The 25,275-nt window shown below is 54.9% G+C and carries 21 protein-coding genes; 12 read left to right on the top strand and 9 right to left on the bottom strand.

Annotated elements, in window-relative coordinates; genetic code table 11:
* Together dinB and SAMA_RS13180 are read left to right on the top strand one after the other, a co-directional pair.
* Positions 1–1,068: a DNA polymerase IV gene (gene dinB / locus SAMA_RS13185; RefSeq protein ID WP_011760636.1), complete on the top strand. Its 1,068-nt coding sequence runs from the start codon at positions 1–3 to the stop codon at positions 1,066–1,068.
* A 109-nt stretch (positions 1,069–1,177) separates the two neighbouring features.
* The gene (locus tag SAMA_RS13180) at positions 1,178–2,311 is read left to right on the top strand and encodes a tRNA/rRNA methyltransferase (protein ID WP_232280489.1); all 1,134 of its coding nucleotides are present in this window, start codon (positions 1,178–1,180) and stop codon (positions 2,309–2,311) included.
* Positions 2,312–2,390: 79 nt separating this feature from the next.
* On the opposite strand, the gene SAMA_RS13175 is transcribed toward SAMA_RS13180, so the two are convergent.
* The 5 genes from SAMA_RS13175 to aguA all read right to left on the bottom strand — a co-directional run bounded on the left by SAMA_RS13175 (position 2,391) and on the right by aguA (position 7,608).
* Positions 2,391–2,807: a hypothetical protein gene (locus SAMA_RS13175; protein WP_011760634.1), complete on the bottom strand. Its 417-nt coding sequence runs from the start codon at positions 2,805–2,807 to the stop codon at positions 2,391–2,393.
* Between the two features lie 76 nt (positions 2,808–2,883).
* The gene (locus tag SAMA_RS13170; protein WP_011760633.1) at positions 2,884–4,320 is read right to left on the bottom strand and encodes a helicase HerA-like domain-containing protein; all 1,437 of its coding nucleotides are present in this window, start codon (positions 4,318–4,320) and stop codon (positions 2,884–2,886) included.
* 31 nt (positions 4,321–4,351) lie between these two features.
* On the bottom strand, positions 4,352–4,603 hold the full coding sequence (locus SAMA_RS13165; protein ID WP_011760632.1) for a hypothetical protein: 252 nt from the start codon (positions 4,601–4,603) through the stop codon (positions 4,352–4,354).
* A 168-nt stretch (positions 4,604–4,771) separates the two neighbouring features.
* Entirely contained in the window at positions 4,772–6,475 is a 1,704-nt protein-coding gene (locus SAMA_RS13160) for an amidase (protein WP_011760631.1), read from the bottom strand.
* A 35-nt stretch (positions 6,476–6,510) separates the two neighbouring features.
* Positions 6,511–7,608 carry an agmatine deiminase gene (gene aguA, locus SAMA_RS13155; protein WP_041409857.1) on the bottom strand — a complete coding sequence of 366 codons (1,098 nt, stop codon included), beginning with the start codon at positions 7,606–7,608 and terminating at the stop codon, positions 6,511–6,513.
* Positions 7,609–7,856: 248 nt separating this feature from the next.
* On the opposite strand from aguA, the gene SAMA_RS13150 reads away from it, so the two are divergent.
* Positions 7,857–8,765 carry a LysR family transcriptional regulator gene (locus tag SAMA_RS13150; RefSeq protein WP_011760629.1) on the top strand — a complete coding sequence of 303 codons (909 nt, stop codon included), beginning with the start codon at positions 7,857–7,859 and terminating at the stop codon, positions 8,763–8,765.
* 126 nt (positions 8,766–8,891) lie between these two features.
* Here the strand turns inward: SAMA_RS13150 and SAMA_RS13145 are convergent, their stop codons facing one another.
* Entirely contained in the window at positions 8,892–10,352 is a 1,461-nt protein-coding gene (locus SAMA_RS13145) for an aminoacyl-histidine dipeptidase (protein WP_011760628.1), read from the bottom strand.
* 214 nt (positions 10,353–10,566) lie between these two features.
* Here SAMA_RS13145 and SAMA_RS13140 point away from each other — a divergent pair, with 214 nt between their 5' ends.
* From SAMA_RS13140 to SAMA_RS13125, 4 genes are all read left to right on the top strand, one after another.
* Complete coding sequence (locus SAMA_RS13140; RefSeq protein WP_041409856.1) at positions 10,567–12,096, top strand: M17 family metallopeptidase; 1,530 nt, start codon at positions 10,567–10,569, stop codon at positions 12,094–12,096.
* 856 nt (positions 12,097–12,952) lie between these two features.
* Positions 12,953–14,242 carry an NCS2 family permease gene (locus SAMA_RS13135; protein ID WP_011760626.1) on the top strand — a complete coding sequence of 430 codons (1,290 nt, stop codon included), beginning with the start codon at positions 12,953–12,955 and terminating at the stop codon, positions 14,240–14,242.
* A gap of 165 nt (positions 14,243–14,407) precedes the next feature.
* Positions 14,408–15,547: a glutamate 5-kinase gene (gene proB, locus SAMA_RS13130; RefSeq protein ID WP_011760625.1), complete on the top strand. Its 1,140-nt coding sequence runs from the start codon at positions 14,408–14,410 to the stop codon at positions 15,545–15,547.
* Positions 15,547–16,809, top strand: a complete 1,263-nt coding sequence (locus tag SAMA_RS13125; RefSeq protein ID WP_011760624.1) for a glutamate-5-semialdehyde dehydrogenase — start codon at positions 15,547–15,549, stop codon at positions 16,807–16,809. Before proB ends, SAMA_RS13125 begins: the two co-directional genes overlap by 1 nt.
* 85 nt (positions 16,810–16,894) lie before the next feature.
* Here SAMA_RS13125 and SAMA_RS13120 read toward each other — a convergent pair whose 3' ends face one another.
* Positions 16,895–17,317, bottom strand: a complete 423-nt coding sequence (locus tag SAMA_RS13120; RefSeq protein ID WP_011760623.1) for a hypothetical protein — start codon at positions 17,315–17,317, stop codon at positions 16,895–16,897.
* Between the two features lie 241 nt (positions 17,318–17,558).
* Here SAMA_RS13120 and SAMA_RS13115 point away from each other — a divergent pair, with 241 nt between their 5' ends.
* Positions 17,559–18,182 (top strand): hypothetical protein, encoded by a 624-nt coding sequence (locus tag SAMA_RS13115; RefSeq protein ID WP_011760622.1) that lies wholly within the window; start codon positions 17,559–17,561, stop codon positions 18,180–18,182.
* Between the two features lie 49 nt (positions 18,183–18,231).
* Here the strand turns inward: SAMA_RS13115 and SAMA_RS13110 are convergent, their stop codons facing one another.
* The gene (locus tag SAMA_RS13110) at positions 18,232–19,143 is read right to left on the bottom strand and encodes a DMT family transporter (RefSeq protein WP_011760621.1); all 912 of its coding nucleotides are present in this window, start codon (positions 19,141–19,143) and stop codon (positions 18,232–18,234) included.
* A gap of 267 nt (positions 19,144–19,410) precedes the next feature.
* Between SAMA_RS13110 and dnaK the strand changes: the two genes are divergently transcribed.
* Positions 19,411–21,324: a molecular chaperone DnaK gene (gene dnaK / locus SAMA_RS13105; RefSeq protein ID WP_011760620.1), complete on the top strand. Its 1,914-nt coding sequence runs from the start codon at positions 19,411–19,413 to the stop codon at positions 21,322–21,324.
* Between the two features lie 88 nt (positions 21,325–21,412).
* Positions 21,413–22,543, top strand: a complete 1,131-nt coding sequence (gene dnaJ, locus SAMA_RS13100) for a molecular chaperone DnaJ (RefSeq protein ID WP_011760619.1) — start codon at positions 21,413–21,415, stop codon at positions 22,541–22,543.
* Positions 22,544–22,621: 78 nt separating this feature from the next.
* Here dnaJ and SAMA_RS13095 read toward each other — a convergent pair whose 3' ends face one another.
* Positions 22,622–23,248, bottom strand: a complete 627-nt coding sequence (locus SAMA_RS13095; RefSeq protein WP_011760618.1) for a glutathione S-transferase family protein — start codon at positions 23,246–23,248, stop codon at positions 22,622–22,624.
* 93 nt (positions 23,249–23,341) lie between these two features.
* Here SAMA_RS13095 and SAMA_RS13090 point away from each other — a divergent pair, with 93 nt between their 5' ends.
* Positions 23,342–24,352: a GlxA family transcriptional regulator gene (locus tag SAMA_RS13090; protein WP_011760617.1), complete on the top strand. Its 1,011-nt coding sequence runs from the start codon at positions 23,342–23,344 to the stop codon at positions 24,350–24,352.
* Positions 24,353–24,435: 83 nt separating this feature from the next.
* The gene (locus SAMA_RS13085; protein ID WP_011760616.1) at positions 24,436–25,236 is read left to right on the top strand and encodes a M48 family metallopeptidase; all 801 of its coding nucleotides are present in this window, start codon (positions 24,436–24,438) and stop codon (positions 25,234–25,236) included.
* The last annotated feature ends 39 nt before the right edge of the window (positions 25,237–25,275 follow it).

Raw genomic sequence — 25,275 nt, 5'->3', positions numbered from 1 at the left:
ATGCGAAAAATCATTCATATCGATATGGACTGCTATTTTGCGGCCGTCGAGATGCGCGATTTTCCACAATACCGCGGCAAACCGCTTGCAGTAGGCGGCAGCAGTGACAGGCGAGGCGTCATCAGCACCTGCAACTATGAGGCCCGAGCCTTTGGTGTACGTTCTGCCATGGCTTCGGCCTATGCCCTTAAACTGTGCCCGAATCTGATCCTGGTTCCCGGCCGGATGGAAGTGTACAAGGCCGTTTCGCAACAAATACGCGAAATCTTCAGTCGTTATACCTCCCTTATTGAGCCTCTGTCGCTGGATGAAGCCTATCTGGATGTGAGTGACTGCAGCTTGTATCAGGGCTCGGCCACCCGTATTGCCGAGGCGATTCGCAGTGACATATTCAAAGAAACCGGCCTGACGGCTTCGGCGGGCGTGAGTCCTATCAAGTTTGTTGCCAAGGTCGCTTCGGATCTTAATAAGCCCAATGGTCAGTATGTGGTGTCGCCCGATACCCTGATGCACTTCGTCAGAGCCTTGTCCCTGGGGAAGATCCCCGGTGTCGGTAAGGTCACCGAAGAAAAGCTCAATGCGCTGGGACTTAAAACCTGCGCCGATGTACAGCAGGTGCCGCAGACGCTGCTGACAGAGCACTTTGGTAAATTCGGTGCCGTTTTGTATGAGAGGGCACACGGCCGGGATGAGCGGGCCATCGTCTCCCATCGTGAGCGAAAGTCCGTAGGGGTGGAGACCACACTGCCCAAAGACTTGCATACCCGTGAGGCCTGTCTGGATGTACTTTCATCACTCATTCCTGAGCTCAATCGTCGTCTTGGCCGCAGCGCTTCGGGTCGTCGTATTCATAAGCTGGTGGTAAAGCTCAAGTTTGATGATTTTCGTCAGACCACCATAGAAAGCCGCGCCGAAGAGCCCTCAGTGAGACTATTCGAATCACTGCTCAGTCAGGCCTTTGTGCGTGCCGAGGGCAGGGGCATTCGCCTGGTGGGAATTGCGGCGGGCCTGGTTTGTCGGAGCGAGGCCGAACAGGAGGGCAGCGCCCAGTTGGCGTTAAGCCTTTAGCGATGAATAACGCTGTCTTGATGCGCCTGTGGTTGTGAGTCAGCGCCGGGGCATCTAAAATAGCGCTGTTTCGTGGCCAGCGGGCCGCGAGTTTAACAGTGAGCACAGCGTGAACAATCCCAAATCCCAACAGCGCGTTTCCAGGCGTCAATCCCCATCGGCCAACGCTTCTTCTCCCCGGGAGAAGCAATCCCACGTCAAGCCGTCATCAGAGCGAAAGCGCAGCGATACGCAGGATGATATGCGACCCGCCAGAGCCGACCGCTATCAAGGCCGCAATCAACAGGAGCGCACTCAAGGCGACAAGGGGAGCACAGTGGAGCATGCTCAGGGCAGGGAAGACCGCGCGAGAAAAGGCGCTGACGGATGCTCGGGTAAGGGGCGTTTTGACCGCAACACTGGCTCAGGTCGGACTGAACGACGCGACGCTTATCATCACAGAGAAGCTCCCCGCCGAGAACCAGCGCACAGGGCGACTGGCGCTCAAGCTGGGTTTGATGGCAAGGATCAGCGCCTGAACGAGACCCGTCTCTATGGCATTAATGCCTGCCGTGAAACCTTCAAGCTGCGCAGCGATGAGGTGATTAAGCTGTATCTGGATGAGGAGACTGCGCCCAAGTTCGCCGATGTGATGAAATACCTCGCCAGAAACCGCAAGGCATACCATGTGGTGGATGCAGATGAACTGGAGAAAATCGCCGGCAGTCAACATCACGGCGGTGTGGTGATGGTAGTGCGTCGTAAGCCAGTGCAGGACATAGCAGGCTATTTGGCAGCCAACACAGCTAAATCGCGGGATTGTTTACTTGCCCTCGATGGCGTGGGCAATCCCCACAACCTGGGCGCCATTATGCGCAGCTGTGCCCATTTCGGCGTGGCAGGCATAGTGATGACCGAGGCCGGGTTACTTCAGTCCGGTGCTGCCGCCCGTACGGCGGAAGGGGGCATGGAGCATGTGGAGGGCATTCGCTGCGACAGGCTGACCGATGCGCTGCAGTTATGCCGCGATGCCGGTTACAGCATCATTACCACCTCCAGCCACGGCGGTGAGTCTCTATATCGCAGTAAGCTGCCTGCCAGGGTGGTGGTGGTATTCGGTGAGGAAATGGACGGTGTGTCCAAGGCGGTGGCGAGCCGCGCCGACATTGGTGTGCAAATACCGGGTACCGGGTTGGTGGAGTCGCTGAATGTGAGTGTGGCGGCCAGTCTGATTTTGGGTGAATGGTATCGCCAGCAGAGCTGAGCCACCCGCAACTCACACTCTGCAAGCAACTCTGTCTTATTATGATAAAAGCGCCACTGGGCGCTTTTATTCTTTTATCTCAACCTATTCTGGGTAAGGATGGCGAACCGTGCCGGCTGAGATACAGCCTGATGGTCATCAGGGCTATGATGCCGCCAATCAGGGCACACAGCACATGATGCAGCACCAGGTGGCTGAGCAGAAATGCCGGTATATCCTCCAATCCATCCATCATCAGCAGCTTTATCACTAAGGCCAGATACACCGCCAGATGCAGCAGCACTGTGGTTACACACAGCTGGGTGAATTGGCGGCTCAGATGATTGGTCTGTGACTGGTCGCTTTTCTGTTTGCATGTTAAAGGCCGGGCGCGGGAGCGCATCCAGAGGCCGTTTAGCAGATACGCCACGGAGGCTATGGCCAGTGACATTCCTCCAAGCCCCATCAGAGAGGTTTTAACAATGATGGCGGCAATCACCAGATAGCCAATAAACATCGGAAATACTCAATATTCAAAGTCCTATGCCAAAGCACAGCAGCTTAGGGCTTCTGGCTTAAAAGCGGCTGAAGCCTCAGCGTTTGAGTGAGCCCAAAATTCCCCGCACCAGACTCTGCCCAAGCTTGGATCCCACGGCCCGGACGAGACTCTTGAAAAAGGCTTCGGCCGCGTTATCGCTTTGCCTTGAGGATGGCTTTTTCGCCGCGTTCGGTTTGGATGACGCTTGGGTTGCATTGACGCGCTGTGCCAGAATTTCGAAGGCGGACTCCCTGTCCACCGTGTCCTGATATTTGTTTTTAAGTGGCGAGCGAGCAAGCAGTGACTGACGCTCTTCATCGGATAAGGGGCCGATGCGGGAAGCGGGAGGGCAGATAAGTACCTTTTCCACCTGTGTGGGCGCACCTTTGTTATCCAGCACAGACACCAGGGCTTCGCCAACACCCAGTGTCGTTATCACTTCGGCGGTGGAAAAATTCGGGTTAGGTCTGAAGTTCTCGGCAACGGCCCGAATGCTTTTTTGATCTTTAGGGGTAAAGGCCCTGAGGGCATGTTGGATACGGCAGCCCAATTGGCCAAGGATTGCTTCAGGAATATCCATGGGACTTTGGCTGATAAAGAACACACCCACCCCTTTGGAGCGAATTAGCCTGACCACCTGTTCAATCTTGTCGACCAGCACCCTGGGTACATCGTTAAACAGCAGGTGCGCCTCATCGAAAAAAAGCACCAGTTTGGGTTTGTCGGCATCGCCAACCTCGGGCAGGTTTTCAAACAGCTCAGAAAGCAGCCAGAACAGGAAGGTGGCATAGAGTTTGGGGGCCTGATGGACAAGCCGTGTCACATCGAGCAGGCTGATAACCCCCTTGCCGGAAAAATCGTTTTGCATCAAGTCGCCGAGATCCAGTGCAGGCTCGGTAAAAAACGCATCGGCTCCCTGTTCTTCCAATACCAGCAGTTTTCTTTGAATGGCTCCAATGCTGGCACTGCTGATATTGCCGTAATTGCCCGACAGGCTATTGCCTTTGTTGGCCATAAACCCGAGCAGCGCCCGCAAATCCTTGAGGTCGAGTAGCAACATGCCTTCATCGTCTGCAAAGGCGAAGCAGCTGTAGAGCACGCCGGTTTGGGTATCGTTCAGCTCCAGCAGACTCGAAAGCAGCAGTGGCCCCATTTCACTGATGGTGCTCCGGGCCTGAAGCCCGCGCTGGCCGTAGATGTCCCAAAAAAGCGTTGGCTTGGCAGAAAAGTTGGGTACCGCAATGCCAATGTGATTGCAGCGTTCTGAAATTTTTGGATTGTCTTTACCTGCTGCCGCGAGGCCACTGAGATCGCCTTTAACATCGGCCACAAAGCAAGGCACGCCAAGTTCGGAAAAAGATTCCGCCAGCAATTGCAGGCTGATGGTTTTGCCGGTTCCGGTTGCTCCGGTGATAAGGCCATGGCGGTTTGCCATGGCTGCATTGAGAGTAACCTGGGTGTTGCCATTGCCACCGAGAAGAATGGAATTCATCTGTTGCTCTCCTTGTCTGTGATTCCGTGTGTTAGAGGCAGTTTTCCTCTTTATCCTCGTCTTTGAAAAGGCCTGCTATTCCGGCAAATAGGGCATTTATCATGCCGACCGCAGCATTTTCTTTGGCCGTGCTTTCTCTGTTATCCGGGGTGCTGCGATTTTGGTTGTCGTTTTCATAAACGCCAGTCACAAAGGCGCATCCAGATTGGGTCACCTGATTGGCGCTGCAGGCGGTTAGCAGCAGGGTAAGGGCTGTGGCAAGTGTCACAGGGAGTAAACGCATGAGTCTTCCTTGATTCTTTTGTCGATAGATTTATGACTGAGTCTGTCACTGATGGTTCCATGGTTATAGCAAAGAAGCCCCAGTCGGTCATGTTCCTTGAATCGGATACAGCAAAAAGCCACCCAGAGGGTGGCTTTCAATTCACTATCAGCGAGTTAATTGAAGTCGTCAGGATAGCTTAGGTGTGCGTGGTGGTATGTGGCGCTTATTACCGGTGGACTCAAAGGCCGAAGCCAGGCTTAAGAGCGCGTTGTCATCGTAGGCACGGCCAGCAAACGTCAGACCCACAGGCATGCCGATATCGGCCATGATGCCCATGGGCACAGTCACAGTGGGTACGCCCAGGTGACGGATGGCGAGGTTGCCATTGGCAACCCAAACGCCGTTGCTCCAGGCGATATCGGCAGAAGCTGGGTTCACGTCGGCATCGGCAGGGCCCACGTCGGCCACGGTGGGGAAGAGCACAGCATCCAGCTTAAGCGCATCCATCCAGTCTTCGAGGTCAAGCTTGCGGGTCTTTTCCAGACCGCGCAGGCCATCGGGGACTGTGGCAATTTCATTCCACGGCGTGATGCCGCGCTTGGCCATGTTGACGTACTCATCCATACCGGCGGCCAGATCGCCCTCGCGGTTCGGCAGTGTGCCCGGGTCGTGGGGGAAAATCTTCGGCCCATCTACGTCCTCCAGCTTATTGAGCTTGGGGTCACCATTGGCACGCAGGAAGTCATCGAAGGCCCAGCCGGAGAGCTCCCACAGCTCGTCGTGCAAAAACTCAGGAGTGACTATGCCGCGGTTGAATACGGTTGGTGCGCCGGGTCTGTCGCCTTCGCAGTTGGACACCAGCGGGAAGTCCACTTCAATCACCTCGGCGCCAGCGGCTTCCAGCGCCGCTCGCGCCTGCTCCCACAGGGCAATCACAGAGTCACGGGTATGAATGCGCTGACCGGTCGGGCCGCCAATACCTGGGTTTTCACTGGTGCCGGCGAGTTCATCTTTATTGATAAACATCTTGGGCACACCAAAGCGTTTGCCTTTAAGGCTATCTGCGCCACAGGCGAGGGCGATATACGACTCGGGGCGCACTTCGGAAGCCTTGGGGATTTGAACCCAGGGCTGCATACGCCACAGGTCGCCGCGGGTTTCACTATCGTCGGCGACTACTACGTCCAAGACTTCCAACAGGTCAGCCATGGTGCGGGCGTAGGGCACTACCACGTCCATGGTGGGGGTCAGAGGCCAGTTGCCGCGTACCGAAATCACGCCGCGGGACGGGGTGTAAGCACACAAACCATTGTTGGACGCCGGGCCACGGCCGCTGGACCAGGTTTCTTCGGCCAGACCAAAGGCGCAAAAGCTGGCGGCGGTGGCAGTACCGGCGCCATTGGATGAGCCGGAGGCGAAGGGCGCAGTGAGATAAGCTGCGTTATAGGGGCTTTCGGCGCGGCCATACACACCACGCTGCATGCCGCCATTGGCCATGGGCGGCATATTGGTTTTGCCAAGGCAGATTGCGCCATTGGCGCGCAGGCGCTCCACGGTGAAGGCATCACGCTGGGCAACCAAGTCTTTAAAGGCCGGGCTGCCGGAAGCGGCGGTCAGGCCCTTCACCAGATAGCTGTCTTTGGCGGTGTAGGGGATGCCATCGAGTGGCCCCAACGTTTCGCCGCGGGCGCGGCGCGCATCGGAGGCCTCGGCTTCTTTCAGTGCATCGGGGTTGTGTACCACCACCGCATTGAGTTTGGTGTCGGTATCGGCGCCATCATAGGCTTCGATACGGGCAAGATACGCTTTAACCAGTTCGACCGCCGTGGTGCGGCCGGATTCGAGCGCGCCGCGCAGCTCGGCAATGGATACTTCGGTTACTTCGAACATACGGGTAACTCCGAAAAGGTGAATGAACAGGCCGATTATTTGCCGGATGGGATTTGCTGGGTAATGCAGTGGATGTTGCCACCGCCAAGCAGGATCTCACGGGCAGGCACGCCGATAACCTGATACTCAGGGAAGATGTCTTCCAGAATGCGCTGCGCTTCACCGTCGGTGGCTTCGTCCAAAAGCGGGTAGACGATACGGTCGTTGGTGATAAGGAAGTTCACATAGGAACCCGCCAGACGACCTTCGGCCTCACGGGGCACACCGGTGCCGCTCTCAACGCCGGCCGACTCTTCTTCGGTGCAGTACAGCGGGCCTGGCTGAGGCAGCTTCCACACCTTCAGTTTGCGGCCTTTGGCATCCACGGCGGCTTCAAGCAGCTTGAGCGCAGCCACAGAGCGCTCGTATTGTGGGTCGTTCACATCGTCGGTCCAGTGCAGGGCCACTTCGCCGGGGCGGACAAAACAGCAGATGTTGTCGATATGACCGTCGGTCTCGTCCATATACACGCCGTCACCCAGCCAGATAAAGCTGGTTACACCAAGATAATCGCGAAGATGAGCTTCGATTTGCTCTTTGGTGAGATGCGGGTTGCGGTTTTCATTCAAAAGGCACTCGGCGGTGGTCATACAGGTGCCTTCGCCGTCCACGTGTATTGAGCCGCCTTCCAGGATAAGCGGCGCGGCGTATCTGTCCATGCCGTGCTGGGCCAGCATTTGGGCTGCCACTTTTTCATCCTGATCCCAGGGGAAATAGAGACCGCCCTTGTGGCCGCCCCAAGCGTTAAAGCCCCAGTCAATGCCACGGCACTCGCCGGCTCCATTGGTCACTACCGTGGGGCCTGTATCGCGGGCCCAGCAGTCGTCGCTGTTCATCTCAACCAGAGTTACGTGGGCAGGCATGATGGCGCGGGCCTTATCCATAAACTCGGCCGGAACCCCCATAAACACAGGCGTGGCGCCGCCAATGGCATCGGCAACCTTGGCAAAGGTCGCCTGTGCAAAACGACCGGCTTCGCGCCAGTTGTCAGGGCGGTAGGGCCAGATCATCCAAACAGCCTGCTGGTGTGCCCATTCGGCTGGCATGGTGAAGCCATCGGCGGCGGGGGTCGAATTTAGGGTGTTGATGCTCATCGCAAAGTCCTTATATCCCCGTGCTGGCATGTTGCACCACAGGGCCGATCATGGAGAAAACGGGTTTAAGCCGTCAGGTTACACCACTGAATGGTTAAGCAGTGTAATGGTTTTAATCTTAGCCTCGAACATCCCAAAAAAGCGCCAGCCTTTTTGGCGATGATTGAGTAGAGACAGTGTAAGAAGTTGCGCATCCATACAACAAATGAATAAGATGTATGTGCCCATAAATATCGCGAATAGTGGTCATGAAACTGCATCAACTCGACCTGAATCTGCTGCTTGCCTTTGACGCCCTGATGACCCAGGGCAGCGTGACCCGCGCGGCCGAGTCGCTGTTTATCAGCCAGCCGGCAATGAGTCATGCTCTGGGCAGACTGCGCACCGCCTTTGGCGATCAGCTGTTGGTGCGCACTCCGCAGGGGATGGTGCCCACGCCCCGGGCCCAGCATCTGCACAGTGGTGTGCGTCAGGCGCTGCGGCTTTTGGAGCAGCAGCTCAGCGAAGAAGAAGCCTTCGAGCCCGAAAACTCGCGGCGCCGCTTTGTGCTGTGTACCACCGACTATGTGGAGTGCGTGCTGATGCCGCCTTTGGTGCAGCGCCTCAATGAACTCGCCCCCGGGGTCAGCATTGAGATCCGTATTCTCAGAGATAGGCTGCCGGAGGCGGAGCTGGCCTCCGGCGAAATCGATTTGGTGCTGGGCTTTGATGAGTACATGCAGGTACCGGCCTATCTTGGCAAAGAAACCTGGCTTACCGAGCCGCTGGCAGGTTTGGTGCGAAAGGACTTACCCGGGGTTGGTGAGCGGATGGCGCTTAGCGAACTTATCGGCATGGCCCATGTGTTTCATTCACCCCTTGGCACTTCAGAGGCGCGGCTCGATAACTGGCTTGAAAGCCAGGGCTTGTCGCGGCGTATTTCGGTGAACAGCCAAAGCTATATGTCGGCGGCGGCCATTGTGTGTCGAAGCGACTATGTATTGGTGCTGCCCAAAAAGGTGGCAGATTTGCTGGCCGAACACTGGCCGCTGAAGCGGCTTCAACTACCTGAGGATGTGCCCGGTTATCACCTGAACTGCGTCTGGCACCCGGCGCTTGGTGGGCATCCGGCGCTGATTTGGCTTCGCAGTTTGATGAAAGAGTTGGTGAGTGGCTAGGCCATATAGCCCCAACGCTTTGCAGATAGATAAAGAAAAGGGCGACTGAAGTGTCGCCCTTTTAACTGGATTTATTTACGGCTCAGGCCTTTTCAGGAATGCGCTCAAGCTTTTTCAGGAATGCGCTCAAGCTTTTTCAGGAATACGCTCAAGCACTGCCAGCAGCAGCTGCCAGTACTGACCCACGGTTTCGATGTTCACCATCTCATCGGGGCTGTGTGGGAAGCGGATGGTGGGGCCAATGGAAACCATGTCCATCTCGGGATAGGGCTTCTTGAACAGGCCACATTCGAGACCAGCGTGGATAACCATGATCACCGGCTCCTTGTTGTAGATGTCCTGATAGGTTTCACGCACGATGGCCATCACAGGCGAGCTGTTGTCTGGCTTCCAGCCCGGGTAAGCGCCGGAGAGCTCGATTTCTGCGCCAGCGAGGTTAGACAGCGCAATCAGCATGCCTTCAACCTGGGTGCGGCCTGAGTCAATCAGTGAGCGGATCAGGCAGAGGATTTTCACATCCTGCTCGCTGGTGGTAATAACGCCCACGTTGAGCGAAGTCTCGGTAACGCCGGCCACTTCATCGCTCATGCGCATAACGCCGTTGGGGCAGGCGTTCAGCAGGTCGATAAAGGTGTTTTGGCTATGCTCGCTCATCACCCGCTTGGGCTCGGCCACTTCGGTCAGGGTCAGTACGGCGCCGGGATCGGCAATGGCCAGCTCTTCACGCACCAAAGCTTCGAAGGCACTGACGGCGTCTTTCAAGCCTTGCTCGTGCTCGGCCGGTACCATCAGGGTCAGGCCAGCTTCTCGGGGAATGGCGTTACGCAGTGAGCCGCCGTTGAAATCGGCCAGCTCCAGTTGCAGGGCTTCGACGTTTTCAAACAGGAAACGGGCCAGCAGCTTGTTGGCATTGCCACGGCCAAGGTGAATGTTCACCCCTGAGTGACCACCCTTGAGACCAGACAGGTTCAGCGCGAAGCTCTTGTAACCTTCGGCCGGGGCTTCCCATACCATGGGCAGGGTGATTTCAGCGTCTACGCCACCGGCGCAGCCCATGTAAATCTCGCCTTCCTGCTCAGAATCTGTGTTGATCAGAATTTCGGCATCCAGATAACCGGCTTCCAGGCCGAAGGCGCCGGTCATACCGGCTTCTTCATCGATGGTCAGCAGCACTTCCAGTGGGCCGTGGGGAATGTCATCGCTGCCGAGGATTGCCAGGGCCGACGCCATACCAATGCCGTTGTCTGAGCCAAGGGTAGTGCCACGGGCTTTTACCCACTCACCATCCACATAGGCTTCAATGGGGTCTTTGGTAAAGTCGTGTACCTTGTCGTTGTTCTTCTGCGGCACCATGTCGATGTGCGCCTGAATAACCACAGTCTTGCGGTTTTCCATGCCGGGAGTGGCGGCTTTACGGATGATCAGGTTGCCGACTTTATCTTCAACCACTGGCAGGCCTTTATCGCGGGCCCATGCCTGAATGTGCTGGCTCAGGGCCGCTTCGTGTTTTGAAGGATGGGGAATGGCACAGATTTGTTCGAACCACTGCCACAGAGGCTGAGGGTAGAGCTGATTAATAGCAGTCACGGAATACTCCCGGCTTTTTTGTCATGACTGGGCGCTGTGCGCCCCTGATTGCGCCGAGTTTACCACAGTGTGCGTCCCGGGTGGATGGGCAAACATCCCTGTTGTGGAAGCCAAAGTTTCCAGCGAAAGGCCTTGCCACGGGTGGCAAATGATGTTGATTGCAGGAATAATCAGCCGAGCCTTGCAATACACAATCAAAACAATAGGACGGGTCATGTTTCAGGCACAATTTGTTGTTGAACAGGATGAAAATGGCATCTTCGCCGGTGAGGGCTTTGATGCCCTGTTGGTGCTGAGCCCCTCATTGGATGCAGTTTCCCTCGATGAAGTACGTCTGCTGGCAGGCCACGCCGCCAGTATCGACAAGCGGGTGGGAAAGACCACTACCTTACTGCTGGCACCGGGCCTCGCCGGCGGCCGCTTGATATACGCCCCCATCGGTAGCAGCTATGGCGATTATGACGATGTGCGCTCTGTCACCCAGGCCGCTCGAAGCGCCATTGCCATGGCAAGAGACGCAGGAGCCACCCGGCCACTGCTGGCGGTGTTTGGCCGTGACGATAAGGTTGAAGCTATACTCGCCGCCGCCCTTGGCTGTGGGCAGGAATTATGGATCAGCCTTGAAGCCCGCGAGCAGGGCGCTGCCCCTTGCAGTATCGAAACCATTGGCCTTTACGGTGCCGATGAATCCCTCGCCACACTGGCAAGCGCCCTTGAAACCGGCCGCAATCTTGCCCGTGACCTGTGTGGCACTGAGCCTGAGCGTATGTCGGCCCCCGCATTTGCCGATTATTGTGTTAAAGCCTTTGCTGGCACCGATATTCACACCCGGGTGATTGAAGGTCGTGACGAACTGGAGCGCGATTATCCGCTTTTGAGCGCCGTGGGCCGCGCTTCTTTTGCGGTTGCGCGTCATCAGCCCAGAGTCGTGAAACTGGAATACGTGGGCGAGGGCGAGATTGAGCGCACATTCCTGTTTGCCGGTAAAGGCGTGGTGTACGACACCGGTGGCGCCGATTTGAAAATTGGCGGCGCCATGGCAGGCATGAGCCGTGATAAAGGTGGCGCCGCTGCGGTAGCTGGCCTGATGAAAACGCTGTCGCTGCTGAAACCCAAAGGTATTCGCGTAATTGCTGAGCTGGGACTGGTGCGTAACAGCATCGGCTCAGAGGCGTTTGTCACCGATGAAATCATCCCAAGCCATGCCGGTGTGCGGGTGAGGATTGGCAACACAGATGCAGAAGGTCGCTTGGTACTGGCCGACTTGTTGAGCCATTTACGCCAAAAGGCGGTTGCAGCTGTGAATCCTGAGCTTTTTTCGGTAGCGACCCTGACCGGCCATGTGGTTCGTGCCTACGGTGGCTATCCTGCTGCAGTAGCCAATTCGGTGGCACATCAGCGCGGTGTTGCTGCTCTGATAGCTTCGCTGGGGGACAGTGTTGGCGAGCCATTTGAGGTGTCAAGACTGCGCCGGGAGGATTTCGACAAGATCAAAGACGTATCAGGCGCGTCGGATATTCTGTCATCCAACAATGCGCCTTCGTCTGTCACGGCCCGTGGCCATCAATATCCGGCTGCGTTTCTTATCCGTGCATCAGGGCTTGAAGCACATGGTATTGGCAGCAGTACACCACTGCCCTACGTGCATCTGGACATCGCCGGCAGTGCCACAGAAGGGGACCCTTTGTATGGTAAACCAACAGCCTCACCTCTGGCAGTAATGTGTCATTACATTACAAAATAATTACAAGATTTATAACTTGTTGAAAAAGAGCGGAATCATTTTTTGGTTCCGCTCTTTTATTAGATGCCAATCACAAATAACCCCAGTTTCAATGTGTAATAAAATTACACAAAAGCACCAAAAACAAAAAATATTCAAATAATGCTTGTAATAAAACTACAGTTGGGTATACTGGCTCTCGTTGACAGGGCAAGATGCCCGTCACCTCTAGTCAATCCAGGATGGATACCTCTCCAGGGAACCGAGTGACAAGTTGTCTCCACGGAAATGAGAATCTCTAGCTCCAGGGAACCGAGCCAAGCTTTGCTAGAGTACTTACTGACTTGTTAATTTGGAGCTTATGACTATGTCTTACACTGGTAAAAACAACTACGTTTGGCAAAACACCTGGTTTAACGTGACTTTGCTGCGTGGTGGTCTGTACACCATGACTTTCAAGGGCTAATCGTCCCCTCTATGGCGATTCAAGGGCTTAACTACCCCTTCTCGAAGTAGTTTCCATCATCCATCAACCTTTGTGTTACCCCTTTGGGTACTTTTTTGACTCAAGTAGTATGTTGATTCGCATCATTCAACATACCAAGGTGTTTCCGCTAGCGCGGTAATTCTTTTCCCATCCGGGACGCTTGAAACATGTCTTTGCCTGCTCATTGAGCAGGCTTTTTTTTATCCATCGAAAGCTTCCTTTCTAACCATCGCAATCGATTGCATTCTGCGCCAGCGCTCGCCTTGGGCATTTGTTCTGGCCTGACCAGGGGAAAGCCCCTATAATCTGCGCCGAATCGAGAATGTTAACGCATTTTTACATTCACCCTCTCGTACCCAATACTAAAACAAGATCAAGGAACCCAGTTCCATGTTAGAAAAACTCTTTAAACTCAAAGAAAACCAAACGACCTTAAAGCAGGAAGTGGTTGCGGGGTTAACAACCTTCCTGACCATGGCGTACATTATTTTCGTCAATCCCATGATGCTGGCCGACGCCGGTATGGATCATGGCGCCGTGTTTGTGGCGACCTGTCTTGCGGCGGCCGTAGGTTGTTTGATCATGGGCCTGATGGCCAACTATCCCATCGCTCTGGCACCCGGTATGGGGCTTAACGCCTTCTTCACCTACACAGTGGTGGGTGAAATGGGTTACAGCTGGGAAACTGCGCTCGGCGCCGTATTTATGTCCGGTGTCTGCTTCCTGATATTGTCGCTGGTGCGTATTCGCGAGTGGATTGTGAACTCCATTCCCATGTCGCTGCGTCTTGGCATTGCTGCCGGTATTGGTCTGTTCCTGGCGCTGATTGGTCTTAAGAGCGCGGGTATCGTGGTGGCAAGCCCTGCGACCCTCGTAACCATGGGCGATATCAAGGCCTTCCCTGCTGTGATGGCGGTTCTGGGCTTTTTCCTGATTATTGCCATGGTAAATCGCGGCATGAAGTCAGCGGTAATCTTAAGCATTCTGGCCATCACAGGCCTGGGGCTGCTCTTTGGTGATGTGCAGTACCACGGTCTGGTGTCGGCGCCCCCCTCCATTGCCCCTACCTTTATGAAGATGGACCTCTCGGCCGTACTGGAAGTGAGCATGCTGTCTGTGGTATTCGCCTTCCTGTTTGTGGATCTCTTCGACACATCAGGCACCCTGGTCGCCGTAGCCCAGCGCGGTGGATTCCTCGATGACAAAGGCCGTCTGCCACGCCTGAACCGTGCTCTGACCGCCGACAGTGTGGCCACCATTGCCGGTGCCAGCCTGGGTACCTCAACCACAACCAGTTATATCGAGAGTACAGCCGGTGTGAGTGCCGGTGGCCGTACCGGTCTGACTGCCGTGGTGGTAGGGCTGCTGTTTTTGGCGTCACTCTTTATTTCACCGCTGGCGGGCATGGTGCCGGCCTACGCTACCGCAGGCACCCTGTTCTATGTGGCGATTCTGATGATGTCAGGTCTGGTGCACGTAGAGTGGGAAGACATCACTGAAGCTGCCCCTGTGGTGGTAGTGTGTCTCTTGATGCCGCTGACCTTCTCCATTGCTTCGGGTATCGCCTTTGGTTTTATTTCTTACGCCGCCATCAAGGCACTGAGTGGCCGTTTCCGCGACCTCAACGTGGGTATTGTGGTGCTGGCACTGCTGTTTGTCGCGAAGTTTGCCTTTGCCTGATAGCCCCCGGGCTGCTTAACAGATTAAGGGTCATACAATGTATGGCCCTTTTTTTGTGCATTTTTTCAACATGAGTGCTTTTTGTGGCAAATATCCATCGGCGCCGTTGTGCAAGGGCGGTTGCTTTGGGTATAAGGTGAGTTCGGCTTTTTTACATGGATCAAGATGAACTCGAGTGTGCAGGGCTACCGACGGGTAGTGGTGAAACTGGGGACCAGTGTGCTGACATCCGGCAGCAAGTCGTTGGATAAGGCACATATGGTGGAGCTTGCCAGACAAATGGCAGGACTGATGAAGTCAGGTGTGGAAGTGGTATTGGTGACCTCGGGTGCCATTGCCGCCGGACGCGAACACCTGGGTTACCCGGTATTGCCCGACACCATGGCCAACAAGCAACTCCTGGCCGCTGTCGGGCAAAGTCAGCTCATTCTCGCCTGGTCACAACTCTTCAGTATCTACGGCCTGCATGTGGGTCAGTTGCTGCTGACCCGCGCTGATCTGCACGACCGCGAGCGTTATCTCAATGCCCGCGACACCCTCAATGCGCTGCTGGCGCAAGGGATTGTGCCCATCATCAACGAAAACGACGCGGTGGCGACCACTGAAATTAAAGTAGGGGACAACGACAACCTGTCTGCCCGCGCGGCACTCCTTTGCGACGCCGATCTCCTGATGTTGCTCACTGATCAGAAAGGATTATTCGATGCTGATCCCCGCAAAGAGCCCAATGCACGCTTGATCCCCGAGGTGGAGCACATCGACGACAGCCTGCGTCTGCTTGCTGGCGGCTCTGTCTCAGGCCTTGGCACCGGTGGTATGGCCACCAAGTTGCAGGCAGCGGATATTGCCCGCCGCGCCGGCGTGGAAGTCATCATTGCCTCGGGTCATCACCCGGAAGTGATTAAAAAGGCGGTTCACCGCGAGGCCGTGGGTACCCGTTTTCTGGCCATTGAGAGTCCACTGGAGAGTCGCAAACAATGGATTTTGGCCGGTCCCAAGGCGAAAGGGCGCCTGTTGCTGGACATAGGTGCGGTTGCCGCAGTGACTTGCCGGGGCCGCAGCCTGTTATCGAAAGGAATTACCGGGGTCGAAGGCCAGTTCGAGCGTGGAGATACCCTGGAGCTGGTGAGTCCCGATGGTCGGGTGGTGGCAAGGGGCATGGCACGCTACCAGTCTCAGGCATTGAATCTGATTGCCGGTAAACACTCTGATGAGATTGAGCCACTGCTTGGTTATGACTATGGCGATGCCGTGGTGCATCGCAACGATATGGTGGTGTTGGAAATGATTGGGGAGGCCAAGTGATGGACGCTCAGGCTTATTTATTGCAGTTGGGTCAGGCCGCCAAGAGCTCAGGTTTTGCACTGGCAAACCTTGGCGTAATGGCCAAAAATCGCTTGCTGGGCCGGGTCGCCGCCGAACTTAAGTCGGCATTCGATGAGATTTTGGCTGCCAATGCCAAAGATGTGGCGGCTGCCCGAGCTTCGGGTTTGGGCGATGCCATGGTCGACCGGCTGCTGCTCAATGACGATAGGCTTAAGGGCATTATCGCCGATATCGATAATGTGATTTCCCTTGCCGACCCCATAGGTGAAGAGTTTGACAGTCGACTGTTGGATAACGGTATGCGCCTGTGTCGTCGCCGTGTACCTCTGGGTGTGATTGGTGTTATTTACGAGGCCCGTCCCAACGTCACCGTGGAGATTGCGGTGCTGGCGCTGAAAACCGGTAACGCCGTCATTCTTCGTGGTGGTAAAGAAACCCTTGAGTCAAACCTGGCCCTTGCCGCCGCCATTCGCCGTGCATTGGCCGGTGAAGGTTTGCCGGAAGATTGTGTGCAGCTGATAGATAATCCCGACCGCGCCCTGGTCACTGGCCTGTTGAAGCTGGATAAATTCGTCGACATGATAGTGCCCAGAGGTGGTCAGGGGTTACAGCGGCTTTGTGCTGAGCAGGCCACCATTCCAGTGATTTTGGGGGGCATTGGCATCTGCCATCTGTACCTGGATAGGGATGCCGATATCAGTCGCGCTGCCAATGTGATTATCAATGCGAAGGTGCAGCGTCCTACAGTATGCAATGCGCTGGACACCTTACTTATTCACCGGGATAAACTCGACTGGTTGCCTACACTCGCCAGAGCGCTTCAGCAACAAGGCGTGAAGCTGGTGGCCTGCGAGCAAAGCCTGGGTGCTCTCGCCGCTGCGGGTATCGAGGCAGAAGCAGCCAGCGATGAGAGTTTTGGCACCGAGTGGCTCTCACTCACTCTGGGGGTGAAGGTGGTTGCGGATATCGATGAGGCCATTGCCCATATTCGTCACTACTCCTCCGGGCATTCGGAGGCGATTCTGACTGACAATCTCGCTGCAGCGACCCACTTTATGAATGAAGTTAACTCGGCCGCCGTGTACCTCAATGCATCCACCCGTTTTACCGATGGTGGTCAGTTTGGCTTTGGCGCAGAGGTGGCGGTCAGCACTCAAAAACTTCACGCAAGGGGGCCCATGGGACTTGAGGCTTTGACCACCTATAAGTGGCTGGGAGTTGGGGATTACAGCTGTCGATAAATTGTAAGTACTGAATATCAAGCATTAAAAAAGCCGCATTAAGCGGCTTTTTTAATAGCTAATCCCGGCTGCGCTTCATTTGCAACTATGCTGCATCGCTTAGGCGAACGTGCGCCTGATTCGTGGTTTGTGGCGGCTCATAATGTTCCCCCATTAACTCTTTGAGTCGCTCTTCTTTTGGAAAAACAGGGGGATTCACAACATGGTCAACAATAGCTACCGCCCACACCACCACCAGAGCGGTGCAAATCAGCAAGCTCATAATGCGAAAAGCAATAATGGGCTCCTGAGCGTGAGAAAAGTATTTGAGTCGTACATTGCGGTTTAAGTAAATCGCTGGAAACACAAACATGGCGTACAGCAGCAATGCGGTGGTGGTAAAAATGTTGCCGTAGTAATGGTCGACAACAATCATGGTAATGCACACGGTTAATGCACTGAAACGAAGGCGTTTTTCAGCTGTGGGTGAGAGGTTGAGTATTGGGGTGCCGTTGATGACCAGGCTCATGCTCTTGCGCGCTCCTTTGCACTTGAGTCTTAAGGTTATAAACCTGTTAATCAATGTTTTCAACCTTGTGGTGCTGAATTTGATGCCTGAGTGGTGAAATTCACCAATTGGTTGAGTACTTGATGGATACTCGAGTGAGATAATTTATTAAGTCATTGAAGTTTATGATTATAAATAGTTGGCATCCTCTTTGCTGAGTACAGAAATCAATCTGCACTTGTGTACTGAATGGAGAATGCACATGAAACCTGTTCTGACTGCTGTGACCCTCGCGACCATACTGATGGCCATGCCTGCCCTTGCCGAGGAGAGAACCCTGTCACAAACCTTCGCGTATCAGGGAGAGACCCTTTATCTGGACGTGGGAGTGGGAGAAGTCGAGATAGAAGCTGTTGATGGCGATGAGGTTGCCGTGGAAGTGGTGTTGACGCCGTCGAATGCCGGCTGGATCTTTGGCAGCAATACGGATTTCGGTGATGTTGAAATCAGTCCCAAGATCACCGAGGGCAAGCGTATGGTGTTGTCACTCAATGATAATGACGACCTGAAGGAACAATGGCGTATCAAGTTGCCTGCCAAGGCCGCCGTCTCCGTGGACATGGGGGTTGGGCGTATCGCCACTTCCGGCTTGGACAATAGCCTGGAAATTGATTTGGGTGTGGGCGAGGTACAGATAAACCACAGCCATGACTATGGCAGCATTTCACTGCACTCCGGGGTTGGTGAGGTTAACTTTATTCGCAACGGTCAACAGCAACAGGTCAGCCAGACGCTGGTGAGCCAGAGTTTTCAATCTCAAAGTGGCGGAAGCGGCAAGCTGAAGGTTGAAGTCGGCGTTGGCGAAGTGGGTATCGAGCAGCTTTGAGCCGCTTTTAAAGCCAAGGCAGAAAAAAGGCCCTGTTCAGGGCCTTTTTTTATGAATTCACGGTTTCGGTCTGATTACCAAACCAGCGCGGCAGCCACTGTTGCAGGGCCAATGCACTGAGGATAAGACCAAGACCGATAAAGGTGGAAAGCCTGATGTCTTCACCCAGTACCAATGCAATAAAGCCAATCGACAGCACGGGGGAGAGAAATACCAGGGTGCTGATATTGGCGGTGCGCTCGCTGCTTTTGAGCGCCATCAGCCAGAGCACGAAGGTTACACCCATCTCAAATAAACCCACGTACACAGCGGCGGCAAGGCCCTGGCCTGAAAAGGTGGGCAGGCCTTGGGTCACCAGCATAGCCACGGTTACAAAGGGTAAGCCAACCAAAAAGCTGAGCATCAGGCTCACCACTGGGTCGCCCTTATCTTTGGTGTTCACTATCCAATAAAGGCACCAAAGCAGGGTGCTGGTGAGTGCCATGACAATGCCAGTTGGTTCAGACAGGGAAAACCCGGCCAAACTGCCGCCGGTCGCAATCACAAATACGCCACCGTAGGCTATCAGGGCCGCCAGCAAATCGGTTTTACGCAGCTGTTGACCAAGCAGAGGCACGGCCAGCAACGGCAATAGAATCGCCCAGGTATAGTTCAGTGACAGCGCCTGCTGCGCTGGCAGAAGATCGTATGCTTTAAAGAGCACCAGATAATAGAGGAATGGGTTGAGTAGCCCCGTTTGCAGATAGAACAGGGGTCTTTCCTGCCACTGACGGGCGACCTGCCTCAGTTTACCCTGAAACCCGAGAATGACACTCAGGGCCAGAATTGAAGTAATCACCGCGATGAACAGCAATTGCAAAGGCGAATACTCCGCCAGCGCCAGCTTAAAGGCGGTTGCAACGGTAGACCACAAAAGCACCGCGGCCATCCCGTAGAGATAGGCCAAATTTGAGGTTTTCAACTAACAGATTCCTGTAACTCGAGACAAACCGGTCAACCCGAACGGGTCAACGCTTCGATTGCATGCATTATACGTGTTTGCAGCCCTGATTATGTAAAAAGGATCAAAAATTTTTATTCAGCCCTTGTAATCGAAATGACTGACCCAATATAGGCGTTAAGGATGATATGGCGAGTGATGAACATGGGACTTGAAAACCCAAAATCCCATCCCCATATCGACATCAGGTAACGAATTATTGCGTGACAGAATTTTTTGGAGGACTCCATGGGTAAGATTATCGGTATCGACCTCGGCACAACCAACTCTTGTGTAGCTGTGCTCGATGGCGGCAAGGCGCGAGTGATTGAAAACGCTGAAGGCGATCGCACTACGCCCTCCATCATCGCGTTTACTGAAGATGAAACGCTGGTAGGCCAGCCTGCAAAACGCCAGGCTGTGACCAACCCAACCAACACCTTCTTCGCTATCAAGCGTTTGATTGGTCGTCGTTTCAAAGATGACGAAGTGCAGCGTGATGTGAACATCATGCCATTCAAAATCATTCAGGCTGACAACGGTGATGCCTGGGTGGAAAGCCGTGGCAAGAAGATGGCACCTCCTCAGGTGTCTGCCGAAGTGCTGAAAAAGATGAAGAAAACTGCAGAAGACTTCCTCGGTGAAGAAGTCACAGAAGCCGTTATCACAGTACCTGCTTACTTCAACGATGCGCAGCGTCAGGCTACCAAAGATGCCGGCCGTATCGCAGGTCTGGATGTGAAGCGTATCATCAACGAACCAACTGCTGCGGCACTGGCCTATGGTATCGACAAGAAGCAGGGCGACAACATTGTTGCCGTGTATGACCTCGGTGGTGGTACGTTCGATATCTCCATCATCGAAATTGACAACAACGATGGCGACCAGACCTTCGAAGTTCTGGCCACCAACGGTGACACTCACCTCGGTGGTGAAGACTTCGACAACCGTCTGATCAACTATCTGGCCGACGAGTTCAAGAAGGAGCAGGGTCTGGATCTGCGTAACGATCCTCTGGCCATGCAGCGTCTGAAAGAAGCCGCTGAAAAAGCCAAGATTGAGCTGTCCAGCACCAACCAGACCGAAGTGAACCTGCCGTACATCACTGCCGATGCCACAGGTCCAAAACACCTCGTTGTGAAAGTGACCCGTGCCAAGTTGGAGTCTCTGGTTGAAGACCTGATCCAGCGCTCTCTGGAGCCTTTGAAAGTGGCTCTGGCCGATGCTGACCTGTCTGTGTCTGACATCAACGAAGTGATTCTGGTGGGCGGTCAAACCCGAATGCCAAAGGTGCAGGAAGCGGTTACCAACTTCTTCGGCAAAGAGCCTCGTAAGGACGTAAACCCTGACGAAGCCGTGGCCGTGGGTGCTGCCGTGCAGGCGGGCGTACTGGCCGGTGACGTGAAAGACGTACTGCTGCTGGACGTAACCCCACTGTCTCTGGGTATCGAGACCATGGGCAGCGTGATGACCAAGCTCATTGAAAAGAACACCACCATTCCTACCAAGGCAAGTCAGGTGTTCTCCACTGCCGACGATAACCAGAGTGCCGTGACCATTCACGTACTGCAGGGTGAGCGTAAGCAGGCCAGCGCCAACAAGTCATTGGGTCAGTTCAACCTGGAAGGTATCGAGCCCGCTCCACGTGGCATGCCACAGATTGAAGTCACCTTCGACATCGACGCCGACGGTATTCTGCACGTTTCTGCCAAAGACAAGAAGACCGGCAAAGAGCAGAAGATCACCATCAAGGCTTCTTCTGGTCTGTCTGATGAAGAAGTCGCCCAAATGGTACGCGACGCCGAAGCCCACGCTGACGAAGACAAGAAATTCGAAGAGCTGGCTCAGGCCCGTAACCAGGCTGACGGTCTGGTACACGCGACCAAGAAGCAGGTGGAAGAAGCCGGTGACGCGCTGGGCAGCGACGACAAGGCCAAGATTGAAGCGGCCATTGCCGAAGTTGAAAAAGCAGTGAAGGGTAACGACAAAGAAGCCATCGACACTGCCACTCAGTCACTGATTGAAGCTTCTGCCAAGCTGGTAGAAATTGCTCAGGCCAAGGCGCAGGGCGCCCAGAGCAGCGCTCAGGGTAGCTCTGCCGAGAAGACCGCAGACGATGTGGTTGACGCCGAGTTTGAAGAAGTGAAAGACGACAAGAAGTAATAGGCCCGGCCTATTAACTTAAGTGGCGGGCGTTAAGGGGAAACCCTAACGCCCGTTTGTCCTAACGAATCCCAGATAGCGTGAACCTATGTCAAAGCGAGATTATTACGAGGTGCTCGGCGTTGGCCGTGATGCCAGCGAGCGGGAAATCAAGAAGGCCTACAAGCGCCTGGCGATGAAGTATCACCCCGACCGTAACCCCGGTGATAAAGAGGCCGAAGCCAGCTTTAAAGAGGTGAAGGAAGCCTATGAAATCCTCACCGACACCGACAAAAAGGCCGCTTACGATCAGTTTGGCCACGCCGGTGTTGATCCCAACCGCGGTGGCGGTGGATTCGGCGGTGGCGGTGATTTCGGCGATATCTTCGGTGATGTGTTCGGGGATATCTTCGGCGGTGGTCGCCGTGGCGGTCAGCGTCAGGCAGCCCGTGGCTCCGACCTGCGTTACAACCTGGAGCTGTCGCTGGAAGAGGCCGTACGCGGTCTGACCAAAGAGCTGAAGGTGCCGACCCTGGTGGGCTGTGATAGCTGTGATGGTTCTGGCGCCAAGAAAGGCTCGTCTGCCACTACCTGTGGAACCTGTCATGGTATGGGCCAGGTACAGATGCGCCAGGGCTTCTTTGCCGTGCAGCAGACCTGTCCAACCTGTCACGGCCGCGGCAAGATTATTAAAGATCCTTGCAGTAAATGTCATGGCAATGGCCGTGTCGAGAAGACCAAGACCCTGTCCGTGAAAATTCCGGCCGGTGTCGATACCGGCGACCGTATCCGTTTGGCCGGTGAAGGCGAAGCAGGTGAATTTGGTGCACCACCCGGAGATCTGTATGTGCAGGTTACCGTGCGCGAGCACCCGATTTTTGTCCGCGACGGCAATAACCTTTATTGTGAAGTGCCGATTTCCTTCGCCAAGGCCGCCCTTGGCGGTGAAATTGAAGTACCGACCCTGGATGGCAAGGTGAGCCTGAAAATCCCGGCCGAGACTCAGACTGGTCGCATGTTCCGTCTGCGCGGCAAGGGCGTGAAGTCGGTTCGCAGCCATGCCGTTGGCGACCTCCTGTGTAAGGTGGTGATGGAAACGCCGGTTAACCTTTCCGAGCGTCAAAAGGAACTGCTGCGCGAGTTTGAAGCCAGCCTCACCGGCGAGTCGAAAAAACACAGCCCCAAGGCTGAAGGCTTTTTCGACGGCGTGAAAAAGTTCTTTCAGGATCTGAATAACTGATCTCATCCCTGACACTGAAAAGCCCGGCCAATGCCGGGCTTTTTATTGTCTGTGTGCATCGCACTTTCAAACGACTGCCTAAAGAGGCAAGGGGGGCAATTCGCCCATGGCCTGCAATCTGGCTATCGCCGGACGTGACATACAGCGCTTGAGATAAGGCAAAAGCTCAGGTCTCAGCGGTAAATCGGTTTTAAAATGCATGAGCAGCCCAACACAGATATGGATATCGGCGAGACTGAAACCCGTTGGCAGCAGATAGTCCTGATGTTCAAGTGCCAAGATCAGAATTCCCTGGGCGCGCTGGCTTTCCCACACCATGGTGCTTCGAAGCGCCTCTGGGGCCAGTCGTTCATCTGAAGGATAGATAAGCTGGTTTTTCAGCAGCATCCAGGGGGCAACTTCCAGCTCTGACAGGGCAAAATCATTCCACTGGCGGACTTTAGCCCTGGCCTTTATATCGTTTGGCAGCAAATCAGTGCCCAGTTCGGCGATGTAATGGCAAATGGCATTGGTCTCCAGCAGGGTCAGATCCCCATCAACCAGCGCGGGCACCTTGCCATTGGGGTTGATGGCAAGATACTCAGCTTGCCGGCACTCGCCCCCTTTAAGATCCATCTTGCGGTAATCATAGGCGATGCCTGTTTCTTCCAATGCCCAGAGTACGCGCACTGAGCGGGTATTGGGGGTGCCATAGAGGGTAATCATACAAACTCCTTGTTGATGGTTTCGTCCAGTGTAGAGCTTGCGCTGGCAGCGATTAATGGTCATATTTGCCCAAATAAATGCGAGAAGTGACAAATGCCAAAAATATTGCTGCTTGCCATGCCCGGCTGTATGGCGTCGTCAGTGCAGGTTGCACTGGATATGTTTTATGTGGCCAATCGCTGCCTGGAAAAACGCGATGGCAGTGCGCTTATCGATAATGCGCATTTCACTGCTCAGGTAGTTTCTCCCGATGGCAAGGCGGTGGAGTCAGCATCCGGTCAATTAATACAGCCGGAGCTGGCCATGGCTGACGCGAAGATCGCAGATATTGTCCTGGTCACCAGTCTGTTTGCGGCGTCCGCTTCGCACTCCGAGGTCGACAATTACCTTACGGCGCAGCAAGAGGCCGCTGCCTGGCTGAAAGGCATGTCAGATGCGGGTGCGCTGGTGGCCAGTGCCTGCAGCGGTACCTTTCTTCTCGCTGAGGCCGGGATAATGGATGGCCGCGAGGCGACCACCCATTGGTTACTGGAGGCTGTATTCCGCCGTCGTTACCCCCGGGTTCGCTATCACGGCGAGCGGATGCTGTTGGAGTATGGCAATGTGATTTGCGGCGGTGCGTTTTTTGCTTTTACCGACATACTGCTCAAGTTGCTCGAGCGTTATGGCGGACGGGAGCTGGCGTTGATGTGTGCCCGCTTGATGCTGCTGGAACCCAATCGCGAGCTGCAACAACCGTTTATGCAATCAAGTGGCAGATCCCATGAAGATGAGGCAATTCGCAAAGCCGAGCAGTGGCTTAAACACCATTTTGATCAGCAAATCAGTGTCGATTCGGCCGCCGACGCCATTTCCATGGGCGCCCGTAATTTCAAGCGGCGTTTTAAAGCGGCCACAGGGGTTACCCCAATCGAATACCTGCAGCGGCTGCGTGTCGATGCCGCCAAACGCCAGCTGGAACACTCCAGTCGTGCCAGTACAGAGGTGATCTGGTCGGTGGGTTACGAGGATGCCAGTTCCTTCAGGCGATTGTTCAAGCGCCAAACCGGCGTAACCATGGAGCAATACCGGCGCCGCTTTGGCCCTGCCAGTGCCAGCGGGTGAACCGGTGCGGTTGGCTTGGCGAAGAGCCGGGGGTAAAATGAGGAACAAACAGCGTTCTTCTCGGCTTTAAAGGATTAATAAACATGAAAAAACTACTTACTCCCCTGGTGTTGCTCGGCCTTGTGAGCGGCTGTGTCACCACCCAATCTCCCACGGGGCGTAGCCAAACATTATTGTTTTCGGCCGCAGAAATGAACCAGCTGGGCGCTGCCTCCTTTGAAGAAATGAAGAAGCAGCAAAAAATCAGCAAAGACACTAAACTCAACGCCTATGTTTCCTGCGTTGCCATGCGGGTAACAGCGGCGCTGCCCGACCAGACTCAAGGATGGGAAGTGGTGGTGTTTGACTCGCCGCAGGTGAATGCCTTTGCTTTGCCGGGCGGGCACATTGGGGTGTATTCGGGCCTCTTGAAAGTCGCCGAAAACCAGGACCAACTGGCGGTGGTGCTGGGTCATGAAGTGGCCCACGTACTGGCACAGCACAGCAACGAGCAGGTGTCCCGCACTCAACTAACCAACACCGGCTTGCAACTGGCGGATGTGGCACTGGGCGCCGGAGGCGTGTCCAATCGTAATCTCTATATGGCCGCGCTCGGCCTTGGCACTCAGGTGGGCTACATTCTGCCCTACGGCAGGGCTCAGGAATCTGAAGCCGATGTCATGGGGCTTGAGCTGATGGCTCGCGCCGGATTTGACCCGCGTGCTGGCACTCTGCTGTGGCAAAACATGGCCAAAGCCGGTGGTGACCAGGGGCCAGAGCTCTTGTCTACTCACCCATCCCACGGCACCCGTATTGCGGAATTGGCCCGTCTGGAACAAAAAGTAATGCCACTGTACGAGGCCGCCAGGGCCTCCGGTGTGAAGAACTGTCAAATTACTAAATAAGCCAGACCTTTTTCGCCGCGTGGGCGCATTTTGTGATAG

This window comes from Shewanella amazonensis SB2B (genome assembly GCF_000015245.1).
Lineage (GTDB): Bacteria > Pseudomonadota > Gammaproteobacteria > Enterobacterales > Shewanellaceae > Shewanella > Shewanella amazonensis.
Note: the sequence above shows the minus strand (reverse complement) of the source record. Positions and strands in the feature narration are given on the sequence as shown.